Origin of the sequence: Allomuricauda sp. CAU 1633, assembly GCF_017313225.1 — a bacterium.
Lineage (GTDB): Bacteria > Bacteroidota > Bacteroidia > Flavobacteriales > Flavobacteriaceae > Flagellimonas.
Window position 1 is genome coordinate 425,447 of record NZ_JAFLNE010000002.1, and the last position, 13,038, is coordinate 438,484.

Sequence of the window (13,038 nt, forward strand, 5' to 3'; positions counted from 1 at the left end):
AAAGGCCGGCACCAAATTAAAGCAAAGCGGAAAGATTATCGTTTAAGGGTAAAATGGCCTTTAATTTCTCTATTTGACTCATCGAAGGCTCGAAACCAATACTCTCCTTCAGGAACGGGCTGTCCTTGGAAATTGCCATCCCAACCATTGGAATTTTGGAGTATTTCCTTTAGGAAAAATCCATAGCGATTAAAAATTTGGATGCTTTGCAAGACGATTACCTCCCCATTTGGGGGTTGAATAAATTGCCAATAATCATTGATGTTGTCCCCATTTGGAGTGAAAAATTTGGGAAATCCTTCCACTGTCAAGTCTTGTACCAAACTTTTCTCTGCAATGCCACAGCCATTTTTGTCCCTCACATAAAAGGTATGGGTGACCGGTTCAAGGTTGGGGAAGGTGTTGTTGTCTGAATAAGGGCCGTCCCGGTTGTCCACAGCATATTCATAGTCCCCATTACCCGAAGCTACCACCGTAACCTGTAATTGGTCCGTTCCATTACCAGAGAAATCTAGCCGGCTGATGATTGGTGCCTCGGATGAAACCACAGTAAATTCCTGAATGGAGGGGCATTCAATAATGTTTCCTGATTGGGACACCAGATTATAGGCTTCATAACGATACCTGCCATTTTCTTGGATTGAAACCTGATTTGTATCTGAAATTACCGTCTCATTATCAAATTCGTCAATTTGGTACCATCGGTAGCCGTCGGCCGTGTCTTCGGAAGTGACAATTAGGGGAGATTCATTCTCGCAGAAGGATAGTGTTTCTGGAAAATCAATCTCCGGATTAATAATGACGTATTCTCCAGTATCAAAATCCAAGTATGGTCCACAACCCAATAGGGTACTGAAACTGGTTTGCAGGCAGTTTTCTGCCTCACCGGCATCATTAAAAGGCACAATGGTGATAAAAAAGGTTTTGTTGGGTTCGAAATTCAGCACCGGAGTAGAATTGTTATAAAAAGTAGAATTATTTAAGATGTCACTGTTGGAAGGTGTTGTTCCAATGTTTACAACATATCCTGTGGCATCTGGTATGGCCGTCCATTCAAGTATGGGTGATAGGGCAACATTTGTTTCTCCATCCATCGGATAAACGATGGTAGTACAATCTGGAATTTCTGATTCAGCCCGGGTTCTGAACTGTTGTGAGATACATCCAGTTGCGGAACCAATGCCATTATATGGAATTATAGTTACAAAAATATCAGCTTCTGTAGGAAGATTTGTTGGAGGATTCAAGGTTAAGGAATTGCCTACATCTTGTTCCAGAATATCATTGTTTCCCACAGTAGTTCCCAGTCTAACCACGTATCCTGATGCACCGTAAACATAATCCCACGAGATGTTGGTGTTGGGGTTTATATCCGTGGCCAAATCCATGGGGCTGGTCATTTGGGTGCAATTTGGGCTGGATGTCAATGCCTCAGTTGTAAAACTAAAACTAGGACAAGTGATATTTGGGCTATTAAAGAAGAATAGTGTTATAGTGACATATATGGTGGTATTCGATGGTAAACCCAAAGTAGGGGTAAAGGAAGAACCGTTGGTAAATTGAGAAGCTAATATATCATCATCACCTGGACTCGTACCTAAAATTATGTTGTACGCGGGTACCCCATCCACTGTTTCCCATGAAATGGTGGCATCCACAGGTACATTGGTAGCGCCATTGGTTGGAGCCAATAAATCCGGACATTCTTGTGCTTTTAGCCCAAGGGCGAGTAAAAGTGACAAAAGCAATAAGAATACCCTATTTTTCATTTTCAATCTCTTATTATCGCTTTAGGGCAAAATGACCTTTAAAGATTCTTCCGCTCTGTAACGAAACACTGAACCAGTAATCCGAAGCAGGTAGCTCGCTATTATTATGTGAGCCATTCCAACCTTCACTCCCAGGGCTTATTTGGGCAACCAATTTTCCGTAGCGGTCATAGATTGAAATAATGCTCTCGGGCTGAAATTGCTCATTTACCCCAATAATCTGCCAAAAATCATTGACATTGTCCCCATTGGGGGTAAAGAATTTGGGATACCCAATCACGGAAATCAGTTCTTCGGACAATCCGCAGCCATTTTTGTCCCTAACATAGGCTGTAATTATCCCCGGAGATACATTGTCAAACAAAGCTGAATCCTGATAAAAAAAACCATCCAATGAAAATTCATATTCCCCATCCCCCGAAACCAAAATCTCAACCGTATTGTTCTCTGAAATATCCTCGATTAAAATATCGTCAATCTGTGCCTTGTTGGAGGGCACCACTTCAAAAATGGCGGTATTGGTGCATTCAAAAGCACCTTCATTGGACGTGTATACATATCCTACTTCCAGAACATAATTCCCAAGCGCCTCAATTTGAAGGTCTTGTTGGTTTCCAATTTCTGCCAATCCCCCTGATTGGTCCTTATACCATCTATACAAATCAAAACCATCAGGGGCAGTCACAGAAATGGGCGGGCCATCCGTACACCAAGTCAATTCATCCATAAAGTTGAGCGTTGGGGTTTGGGTAACCGTAAGGTTGATGATATCAACATCCTCACATTCATTGTTCTCCTCAATTCTGGCATAAATTAGAGTAGACGATGAGGCATAATCCCCTGATATTGGATTTTGCTCAAGACTGGCATCTTCCAAAGTGGTATATAGGGTAACATCCCTATTTCTATAAGCTGAATCCAGCATACTGTTCAAGTCAAAAATTCCTTCCAGTAACTCATCTTCGGGGTTTTCATCACAGGCATAGAATGTTTTTTCATCCTCGGTCAACACAATGGAAAGGACCTGTAGTTGTAATTCTCCAGTATCCTCACAACCATTGCTATTTAAAATCTTGTAATACAGGGTTTGGTTAAAAGGGGTTGAGTTGGTGTATCCAATTGGATTGGGAATGGGGTTTTCTGATGCCAAATCGGACAGGGACTCATAAAAATAGAAGGTGTAGGAGGTGTCAAAAATGGCCTGCTCCAAATTAAAAGTAGTGAGCCCATCCGCAGAATTGGTCGCTGCGGCATCGCACTGTACCAAGAGAAGGGGTTTGGGTTCAGGGAGCGGGTCCACCATAATAAAAGCTTCTCCGAGTATGGGACATTCATTGGGATCTTCGGGAGTAATTTGCAAACTATAACGACCTGAATCCACTGCACTTGATGAGGCAATGGCTAAATTATAACTGGAATTAGCCAAGGGAACCCCATCTTTTTCCCAAGTATAGGTTGCATTGGGAAGATTTTCACCTTCCAAGACAAACGCTTCCCCTGCACATAAGGTGAGGGTGGAACTTGAGGTGCCATCTGCATTCTGTACAAGGTCGACCTGGTTGAAGAAAGATTGCACAAAGGGCGGAAGACCTTGGGTAGCATTTTTACCTTCAAGGTAAACGGCATTATGAATGTAATTGGAAGCAACTCCCATTTCATTGGGATTTTCTATAACGCCCAAATAGGGAGATCCTTCGAAGTAATTTTCTGCAACGGTACGATATATTTTTCCATTTTGGGCAAGCTGTAAGGCTCCTCGATAAATAGGTCTCCTATCAATTTCAATCTCCGAGGCGGAGATGTCCAGTGCCTCTAGATCAAATTGCAGTAATGAGGTGGAGAGCAATTGAGGGTCGTTTTGAGGAGGGATATCGGTGGTGTTTACATATAAAAAGTTTTGGTTGGGTGAAAATTCTATACCATACACTGTTGTAAAGGGGTTTGAGGTTTGCAGCTTTTGTTGATTGGACAAAAGGCCGGTGTCGGTATCAAAATCATACAGGTAGAGTCCGGAGTTACCGTTGGCACTTGCCAAGATGCTGCCATCTGGTGAAAACTTCAAATAACCTCTTGGGTCAAATATTTGGATGTCGTTGAACGTACTTTTTACGGGAACGGGATTGACCCCTGTCGTATTGACCTCGAAGGCATAATAAGTATTGAAGAATTGACCCGGCTCTTCGTTCTCGGAAGCTAGGGTGACCACCCAAATGGATTTGTCAAAACAATCTTTTATAACGGCGGACAACTTTTCCGAGCCATCAGCCAAAAGGTTTATGTTTTTCTGTATAACCGCCCCATTTCCGCCGTTCAAAGTAATATCTACCACGGAATAATTAAACCCCCAATCGGGATCCCCCTCAAAGGTTATGGTATCCATGGTAAAAATGTAGAAAATAGTGGGATCTTCAGGTTTTTGTACGATTATGGCAGATTGGGTGCTGGAAGGGTCTCCATACAATCCTGTCCCATTTTGCATGATGTTGTGGTTACGGTCATAAACCACAATACCATCAGTGTAAAACAAGAGGTTGCCTGTTGTGTCTGATATGGTAGTGCAGCCTTCAAACGTGTTTAACTTACCATCGGTAAGGGCCACCACAGTCCCATCATCTTTAAATTTTAAGCCAGCTCCGTTTCCAAAATACCAATTGGAGGTTTCCCCTTGTGCAAAAAGAGAAAGGGAAAAAAGGCTGAAAAATCCAAAAAAGAGGTGTTTCAATGCCATTTAGCTTGATTCAGTATCTGACAAGATACTATAAATCACGCTTTTTCAATAATGCATAGGATAAGTAGATAAAAAGAGCCGTCCAAAAGAGAACGATTAAGAACTCATACCAGTAGACATGATAGTCGAATCGCATGTTCTCCCCAATCTGGTCTCCAATGTTCTGTACTGCTGAGAGCCTTGAGAACGGTTCCTTGATCAAATTCATCATGGATTCTAGCGGAAAAAAGTCTTTCACTCTTTTTGCAGCGGGCCAACTCATTACTTTCCAGCCTAACAATCCAAAGGTGACCTGTTCCAAAATGGTCCAGAGAATCAGAAAACCAAGTGCAAAGGCAGATCGCTTTACAAAAATCCCCAAAAAGAGACAGAAGGAGAAAAAACCAACCAGCTTTACAAAAAAGGCCAGTAAAAATTCCAAGTCCGAAAAGATGATGGACAGTTCGTTATAATCGGAATAAACCAACCCCAAAATCATGGAAACCACAAACACAAAAACCGTTGATATCAATGCAAAAGAAATAACAGTCAGTACTTTGGAAAGGATAAATTCCTTTTTGGAGAGCCCATCTATCAAATTTTGTTTGATGGTCTTATTGCTGTATTCATTGGACATCATGGAGACAATGACGATGGCCAAAAAGAGTTTAAAAATAGCGGTAACAAAAGTGTTAAAGTGCCAGATATAGGGAAAGTTGAAAATTCCCTGGTCGGCCAAATGAAATTGCACTGGGCCAATATCGAACTTTATGGCTGCGACCAATGCAATTGAGGTCAGAAGCACAAAATAAGATGTGATTAAAATCTTACTGGCCCTGTTGTTCCAAAGTTTTATAAATTCTATTTGAAGTAGACGTACCATTCGTTTTTTGATTAGTTGTTTTTGGTCAGAGTTAAAAATTGCTCTTCCAGACTTTCCTTACGTTTCACCAGATGCGAAAGCACAATACCTTTTTCAAACAGGAGTTTGTTTAGTGCCTCGGCATCCATCTCTTCCTTTAAATAGGCGGTAAGTGTTCCGTTGAAGTTTTCAATCTTTCCAAAACTGGCATTCTTTTCCAGAAGGGCTTGTAGTTTTTCCATATCGATGGAGCGAAGCTCAAAAAAGCCATGACTGGCCAACATACTGTCCACGGGACCAGAATAGAGTTTTTCACCCTTCCGAAGAATGACCACATGGGAACATACTTTTTCAACCTCGTCCAGTAAGTGCGAGGCCAGTAGAATGGTGGTGCCTTGGCTGGCAATTTTTTTAATGATTTCCCTGATTTGATGAATACCCTGCGGGTCCAATCCGTTGGTAGGTTCATCCAGAATAAGAATTTCGGGGTCGTTGAGTAGGGCAGAGGCAATGGCCAAACGCTGCTTCATTCCCAAAGAGTAGGTCTTGAACTTACTGTTTCTTCGGTCCCACAACCCAACCAGTTCCAGTTTTTCCTGAATGCGGGTCTCTGGCACTTCCTTGATCTTACAGACCAATTTCAGGTTTTGAATGGCGGTCATGTAGGGGTAAAAATTGGGTCGCTCAATAATGGCCCCCACTTTTTTCAAGGCCTGGTGGGTAGAGGTATTGCCATCGAACCAGCTAAAATCGCCCGATGTGCGGTTCACTACGTTCAAAATAATACCCAAAGTGGTCGATTTTCCACTACCATTCGGGCCCAAAATGCCATACACATTGCCCTTTTCAATGGTAAAGGACAAGTCTTTGACTGCAGTGAGGTATCCAAATTTTTTGGTGAGTTGATTTACGGTCAGTATAGTTTCCAAGACGGAATCGTTTTTTGATTTGTTTATAGTAACTTGACGAGGTATTATGGAATTTGTTACAAAATAGGGAAAGAATGACTGAGGAAAAACTGATGTCCAAGAAAAAACCGGCCTATCCGGTCCAAAAAAAGCTGGATGCGTATTTACACCGATATAATCGGAAAATAGAGATTCCCATTTTTTATGAGGACTTGCTCCGTTTTGCCGGTTCTGTGGTGGTTTATGATTCGGATGGGGAGGACACTTTGTGGGTGCGCGTCTATTATTCGGATTCTGATCGTAAGGAAATCGATATCAGTTTAAAAAAAGTCTATTCCATTTTGCATTCTGATGGTAGTGACCGTATTCAGGAGTATTTGAATGTGGACGCGGTTGATTTCTGCACGTTTGGGAACTCCAAACCCTTCCGAATCAAGGTACGGAACATCCTGAATGACAACTACACCTATTTCTATGTAAAAAAAACCGATGCTTCCCGTATTTATGGTTTGGAACTGGAGCACATGCTTTCGCCTTATAACCTTAACTTTTTGGTGTACAAGGATACCCTTATTGAGGAACATATTGCAGGTATTCCCGGGGATGTTTTTATAAAGGATATGCTGCCCAAATGTTCTGAATCTGAAAAGGCCCAATTGGCCAAAGAATTTGTAAAGTTCAACGAGCGTTGTATGATTCGTTTGTTGGGCGATATGCGCTCGTATAACTACGTTATTGTTCCTGTTCACGATTTTGACCATGTGGTGTACAAGATCAGGGCTATTGATTTTGACCAACAGAGTTTTGAGGGAAATCTAAAAGTGTATCGCCCCCAATTTTTTAAGGAAAACTATAAAATGGTGGAATTGGTCCGTCACAAATTACAGAAGGATTCTGTTGATCAATACAAAATTGAGGAGCGTTCCATTGTGGCCAAACGGATTTTGAGCTCCGGGAATCGAATAAGACGTTTGGTTTCGGCGGTTAAACCGGATACCATTTCGCTTCCAGAGAATATTGAGCGGTTAAAGCTTGAAATCTATGATCTAACCAAGGATATGGATTTTAAAAAGAGTACCACCATGGGCGAAGTACTTTCACTTGCTCTTGATTTCGTTAAGCGAAATTACGAAGATGTCAGTATGAAACAGATTATAGAAAAGAAGTTCTAGTTCTCGATACCTGCCTGCGGCAGGCAGGCAAAATCCCTTCAGGATTTCACTCGAACTGACAAAGTTCAGTCAAACGCACTACGGGCTTAACTCTTCTGTTCCTTGTTGAAATACACCAAATAATAGTACATCTGGCGTTCCTCGTCCCAGCCTTTTTCTACAAACTTTTGTGCAGAATCGGGGTTGATGAAATCCAACTTTATCTGGATGTTGGTATCCAAGTTAATGACATTCTTGATTTTCTTCCGGGCATCAGAAACGGCCTTGTTGGCAATATCAAAATTGGAAACGTCCTCAATACTGTATTTGGGTCCTTTTTCAACCTTGTAATGTTTAAACTCCGGAATCAACTCGGGGTTTTCCATGACCTCATTTAAAAAAGAGGTTTCCTCAAAATTGTCGTTTTTAGCGAAGTGGTTCACCGCTCGGTTCATAAAGAGCACCTCTTGTTGCTTGTCTTCAGCAGGTAACACGACATCCTTGGCAAAGTTTTGACAGAATTTCAGATAGTTTTTGGTGTAGAAGTTCTCATCGGTCAGAGGAATCAACCCTAAAAAGTTCTCCAACCAATATTTGGCATCATAACGGTTACTATCTACCGACAACACTTTATAACCTTCCTCTTTTTGCGTATTGAAAACGATACAACCCTTGTCCAATTTATTGATGTTGATGCCTTGTTTGATTAGAATCTCCAAATTTTGTTCTTTTTCCTTAAACTGAAGGAAATCATGCTTCAACTCACTTTTAAAAATCCCAACGGCATCCAATTTTTGGTTGTCGATGACCATATCCGAAAAATGAACCACATAAACCTCCCCATTTTTAATGTGCGGGTGGTTGGATTGTTCAAACAGATGTGTGGTTATTTTTTTGGAAACTTCATGGGTTTTGGAGCTGTCATCAAAAATCGCGCTAATAGCGTTGTAGATTTCATTGAACTCCAAATCGACATCATTGTAAAACTTGTAGTAGTTCTCCTCCTTCTCCCTGAACGGCTTAAAGAAATATTCCTTGAGCAATCCTGACATTTCATCATTTAGTGTGAAGGGCTCCGCAGATAAAAATGCGTTTTCGTTTTTGCTCTTGTTGCCTACACGGTGGAGCGAAATACTTTCTATTTGGGCGTGATATAGGTTTAGCATTTTTTGGTTAAGGGTTAAAGGTTTATGGGTGAAAGGTTAAGGGTTTTTAATTCCAGTTTTCGTCAAAATCCATGTCGTCATAGCTGTCCAGAAAGTCATCGTCAAATTCCGTTGAAGGTTTGGACTCGAAGTTTTTTTCAGGTGGAGCGTCGGGCAGTTCACCAAAACTGAACAACACATTGGGATAGGTTCTTCCATCTTCTTTGTCCACAACATCTGCCAATTCCACAAAAAAGGTCCACATGCTAAAAAAATCATACACATAGATCATTTTGGGATTGTCTTCGGTCAATACATCATCCAGAATGGTTTCATTCATCAATCGGATATCGGAACCATTTTCGCTCATATCAAAAAGGGCAATTTCCTCATCTTGGTTCCATTCTTCATCACAGGTATAAAATGATGCCATCTCAGAACCTTCAAATCCAAAAGCTTGGGTAATGGTGTTATGAAATTCTTCCAATGTATTGCTATCCTCAATCTCAACATCCCTAAAGATATCTTCCTCAGCATCAAGAATAATCCTGATTTTATAAATCATCCATCAAATTTTAGAGTGGGCACAAATTTACGACAATTCAATCTTATTTGGTGAATCGGTGCAAGGTAAACGTCATGCCGGCCAATAAGAAAAATGCCCCAATTTGGTGCGCGATGCCCAGCCACAGGGGAACGGCGTAGATTAGGGTTAATACACCCAGCAAAAATTGAACAAAGACCAAAATTACTATTGATTGTAGTCCTTTATCTTGTAATGAAGTTCGTTCTATTTTTCGAGTCCGTACCCATATCAAGGCAATCAATCCCACCACAATATAGGCAATGTAACGGTGCACAAACTGAACGCCACTTTTTCCTTCAAAAAAGTTCTTGATGATGGGCTGTTGCTCAATATATACGGTTTCGTGAATCAGTTTTCCCTCACTCATCAGGGGCCAGTGGTTGTGGATAAAACCTGCATCCAGTCCGGCTACAAAAGCCCCCCAGATAATTTGAACCAATAAAACAGCGTAGGTAACGCGAATGAGGTTTCGGATAGGTTTTAGTACTTCTTTTTTGGATGGATAAATGAGGTCCAATGCCACCCAAAGGCTATATGCAAAGGTGATGAAAGCGGTGGTCAAGTGTGCGGCTAATCTAAAATGGGATACATCAGGACGGTCCACTAGGCCACTTTTTACCATGTACCACCCTAAAAACCCTTGAAATCCTCCCAGAAAAAGTAAGACTACACATTTTTTGATGGTGGGTCTATCCAATTTCTTGGTAAATAAAAAATATAGGAAGGGTAGAATAAAAACGATTCCGATAAATCGACCTATGAATCGGTGCAGCCATTCCCAAAAGTAAATGTCCTTAAAATCCTCTAGGTCAAAGTGGGAATTCAGTTTTTGGTACTCTGGGTATTGTTTGTACAGTTCAAAGGCTTCTTCCCAGGCTTGCTCGTTCATAGGAGGCAAAGTGCCGTGAATCAATTTGTAGTCCGATATGGAAAGTCCAGAATGGGTGAGCCGGGTAATTCCACCCACCAAAACCATCATAAAGATGAGCGCACAACCGGTCAACAACCAGTATACCACATACTTGTTTTTTTTCATTCTGAATGGACTTTTAAGTTCAGTTGCTTGCCTTTTTCCAGCATAAATTGATAAGCAGCTTCGTGTTCATTGGGAATCTCACCTTCCAAAATGGCTTCTTTGATAGCATCCTTGATAATTCCAATTTCCTTGGAAGGCTTCAAATTGAAGGTCTGCATGATTTCCTCACCAGAAACCGGGGGTTGAAAGTTACGGACATGATCTCGCTCTTCAACTTCCACTATTTTTTGACGCACCAGCTGAAAATTGTTCTTGTACTTCCGTTGTTTTTTGGGATTCTTGGTGGTGATATCCGCTTCGCATAAGGTCATAAGGTCATCCACATAATCGCCAGCATCAAAAACCAATCGACGCACTGCGGAATCGGTTACATGCTCTTCGGCCAAAATGATGGGCCGGGAGCTCATCAAAACCATTTTTTGAACAAACTTCATCTTGTCGTTCAAAGGCATGCGCATCCGTTTAAATAGTTTGTATGTCATTTTGGAACCCACAAACTCATGCCCGTGAAAAGTCCAACCAATTCTCTTTTGAAATTTTTTGGTGGGTGCCTTGCCGATGTCATGCAATAACGCAGCCCAACGCAACCAAAGGTTATCCGTAGTTTCAGAAATATTGTCGACCACTTCCAAGGTATGCCAAAAATTGTCCTTGTGGCGTTGTCCTTCAATCTCCTCGATGCCCTGTAGTGCGGTCAATTCAGGAAGAATAAGAGGCAACAGTCCCGTTTGGTGCATTAATTTAAAGCCCAATGAAGGTTTTGGACTCATCAAAATTTTATGCAGCTCATCCACGATACGTTCGTTGGAAATGATCTTGATTCGGCCCTTATTTTCAGTAATGGCCTGGAGTGACTTCAGCTCTATGGTAAAATGCAATTGGGTGGCAAACCGAATAGCGCGCATCATCCGCAAGGGGTCATCTGAATAGGTAATGCCTGGCTCCAAAGGAGTCCGAATGATTTTTTTATCAAGGTCGGCCAGTCCATCAAAAGGGTCCAAAAGCTGTCCAAAATTGGCTTTGTTTAGAGCCAATGCCATGGCGTTTATGGTAAAATCACGTCGGTTTTGGTCGTCTTCCAATGTGCCATCTTCCACAACAGGTTTTCGGCTATCGTGATGGTAACTTTCTTTTCGAGCGCCTACAAATTCCAATTCCAGACCATTGTTCTTGACCATGGCCGTGCCAAAATTTTTGAAAATGGAAACCTCAGGTTTCCCTTTGAGTTTGGAAGCCACTTTTTTGGCTAGCTGAATACCACTTCCAATGGCTACCACATCAATATCTTTGGGCGTACCTCTTTTTAAGAAATAATCCCTTACAAATCCACCAATTACATAGGCGTTCATACCTAATTCATCGGCAGTTTCTCCGATAAGCTGAAAAATAGGATGTTGAATAGCTTCTTTGTAAAATTCCTGCGTCATTTTATTCCCTGATGACCTTCACCTGTCCGTCGTTGCTCAATTTGATGATGGACGAAGGAGAAGCGTCGTTGTTTTGATCCTGCAAATTTACCACATAGTCCACTCCTTTTAAAATTTCGGGTTGGATATCCTTGAACCGATTCGGAGTTGGTTCTCCTGAAATATTGGCTGAAGTGGATACAATGGGCTTTCCAAATTTGTTGATGAGGTACTGGCAAAATTTATCCGATGCCACCCGAATGGCCAATGTATTGTCTTCAGCAATGAGATTTTTCGCTACACCCACCGGTTCATCAAAAACGATGGTGGTGGGTTTGGTAGCCAAATCTATGATGTCGTAGGCCACTTCGGGCACTTCTTTTACATGGCGCTCCAGCATAGCTTGGTGGGCCACAAGACAAATCAATGCTTTGGTATCTTCCCGTTTTTTGAGGGCATACACTTTTTTTACAGCTTCGGGGTTGGTAGCATCGCAACCTATGCCCCAAACGGTGTCGGTAGGGTATAGGATTAGGTTTCCGGCCTTTAGTTCTTTAATGCAGTTGTTGATCTCTTCGGTCAAGGGCTAAAATTTAAGTTTAAAATAATGGGTAAGGGCCAACCATTGGGTTCTATTTTTGTCCCCTTCAATATTCGTTTTTTTAAGGGAAACCTTTTGCGAGCCCCAAATAGGAATTGGTTCTTCAATTGGGTATGTTGATTTAATTGACCTGGTTTCTTTTAATAGACTCATGGCTTTGAACCATAGGTCATCAGCTTTTGGGGTTAATTTTAAAAAAAGTTCTTGATCGAAAACCTGACCATCCAATGAATTTGGTGGATAAAGGGTGCCACCAGCGCCAATGGGAAGAATTGCTTTGGGATTTGGGCATGTAACAGTTCCTGAACTCCAATTTTTGTAGGGCAGTAATTCATTTTTCCCATCATAGGTGATGCATCGGGTTTGATTGCCAATGACGCAGTCTGGGTTTTCTAAATGAGCTTTGTACAAATTGGACAACCAGTTTTTTCGATACATCATGTCATCATCGCAGGTAATGATGACCTTGTTGGGATATATCTGTAACGGCTCAACCAGTTTTCTGTGGGAGCTGGAATAGCTGGTAAACTGGATGGAAAACCGTTCCCCGGTTAATTCTGATAGCTTTTTTGGAATACTGCTCTTTAAATCCTGATGAAGCCACAGGACAATTTTTTCGGGAAGTACAATTTGGTCAAGAATGCTTCGGACAGTGATATGGACAATTCCCAATCTGGATGGGATTGAAGCCAAAGAGACCACAACGGGGATGATTTCCTTGCCCGCTTCCAGTTTTTTTCGTGATTGCCATGTAAGTCGAGCCTGATTGAATAGGGAAACGGGTATTTCTTTGACTTTCATTATAGGATTTTGAATAAGCTAAAGTAAGGATATGCGATAACATTTAATATTTCTATTTTTGCCAAG

11 protein-coding genes are annotated in these 13,038 nt (G+C 41.5%); 1 reads left to right on the top strand and 10 read right to left on the bottom strand.

Annotated features, from left to right (window positions below; genetic code table 11):
* Positions 1-35: 35 nt before the first annotated feature.
* Genes J0X14_RS06870 through J0X14_RS06885 form a run of 4 tightly spaced genes read right to left on the bottom strand, consistent with a single transcriptional unit; the run spans position 36 to position 6,267 of the window.
* Complete coding sequence (locus J0X14_RS06870; protein ID WP_207097029.1) at positions 36-1,769, bottom strand: T9SS type B sorting domain-containing protein; 1,734 nt, start codon at positions 1,767-1,769, stop codon at positions 36-38.
* Between the two features lie 13 nt (positions 1,770-1,782).
* A complete protein-coding gene (locus J0X14_RS06875; RefSeq protein ID WP_207097030.1) occupies positions 1,783-4,497 on the bottom strand; it encodes a T9SS type B sorting domain-containing protein in 2,715 nt (904 codons plus the stop codon).
* A gap of 28 nt (positions 4,498-4,525) precedes the next feature.
* The gene (locus J0X14_RS06880) at positions 4,526-5,359 is read right to left on the bottom strand and encodes an ABC transporter permease (protein WP_207097031.1); all 834 of its coding nucleotides are present in this window, start codon (positions 5,357-5,359) and stop codon (positions 4,526-4,528) included.
* Between the two features lie 11 nt (positions 5,360-5,370).
* A complete protein-coding gene (locus J0X14_RS06885; RefSeq protein ID WP_207097032.1) occupies positions 5,371-6,267 on the bottom strand; it encodes an ABC transporter ATP-binding protein in 897 nt (298 codons plus the stop codon).
* Positions 6,268-6,341: 74 nt separating this feature from the next.
* Between J0X14_RS06885 and J0X14_RS06890 the strand changes: the two genes are divergently transcribed.
* Positions 6,342-7,418 (top strand): hypothetical protein, encoded by a 1,077-nt coding sequence (locus J0X14_RS06890; RefSeq protein ID WP_207097033.1) that lies wholly within the window; start codon positions 6,342-6,344, stop codon positions 7,416-7,418.
* 86 nt (positions 7,419-7,504) lie between these two features.
* Here the strand turns inward: J0X14_RS06890 and J0X14_RS06895 are convergent, their stop codons facing one another.
* From J0X14_RS06895 to J0X14_RS06920, 6 genes are read right to left on the bottom strand one after another with little or no spacing between them, the layout of a single operon-like run.
* On the bottom strand, positions 7,505-8,563 hold the full coding sequence (locus J0X14_RS06895) for a nucleoid-associated protein (protein ID WP_207097034.1): 1,059 nt from the start codon (positions 8,561-8,563) through the stop codon (positions 7,505-7,507).
* 46 nt (positions 8,564-8,609) lie between these two features.
* Complete coding sequence (locus tag J0X14_RS06900; RefSeq protein WP_207097035.1) at positions 8,610-9,107, bottom strand: IS1096 element passenger TnpR family protein; 498 nt, start codon at positions 9,105-9,107, stop codon at positions 8,610-8,612.
* 43 nt (positions 9,108-9,150) lie between these two features.
* A complete protein-coding gene (locus J0X14_RS06905) occupies positions 9,151-10,164 on the bottom strand; it encodes a COX15/CtaA family protein (RefSeq protein ID WP_207097036.1) in 1,014 nt (337 codons plus the stop codon).
* Positions 10,161-11,591: a CCA tRNA nucleotidyltransferase gene (locus J0X14_RS06910; protein ID WP_207097037.1), complete on the bottom strand. Its 1,431-nt coding sequence runs from the start codon at positions 11,589-11,591 to the stop codon at positions 10,161-10,163. The genes J0X14_RS06905 and J0X14_RS06910 overlap by 4 nt, the downstream gene beginning before the upstream one ends.
* A 1-nt stretch (position 11,592) precedes the next feature.
* Positions 11,593-12,153, bottom strand: coding sequence for an L-threonylcarbamoyladenylate synthase (locus J0X14_RS06915; protein ID WP_207097038.1), 561 nt, complete (start codon positions 12,151-12,153; stop codon positions 11,593-11,595).
* A 3-nt stretch (positions 12,154-12,156) separates the two neighbouring features.
* Positions 12,157-12,972, bottom strand: a complete 816-nt coding sequence (locus J0X14_RS06920; protein ID WP_207097039.1) for a glycosyltransferase family A protein — start codon at positions 12,970-12,972, stop codon at positions 12,157-12,159.
* Positions 12,973-13,038: the final 66 nt, after the last annotated feature.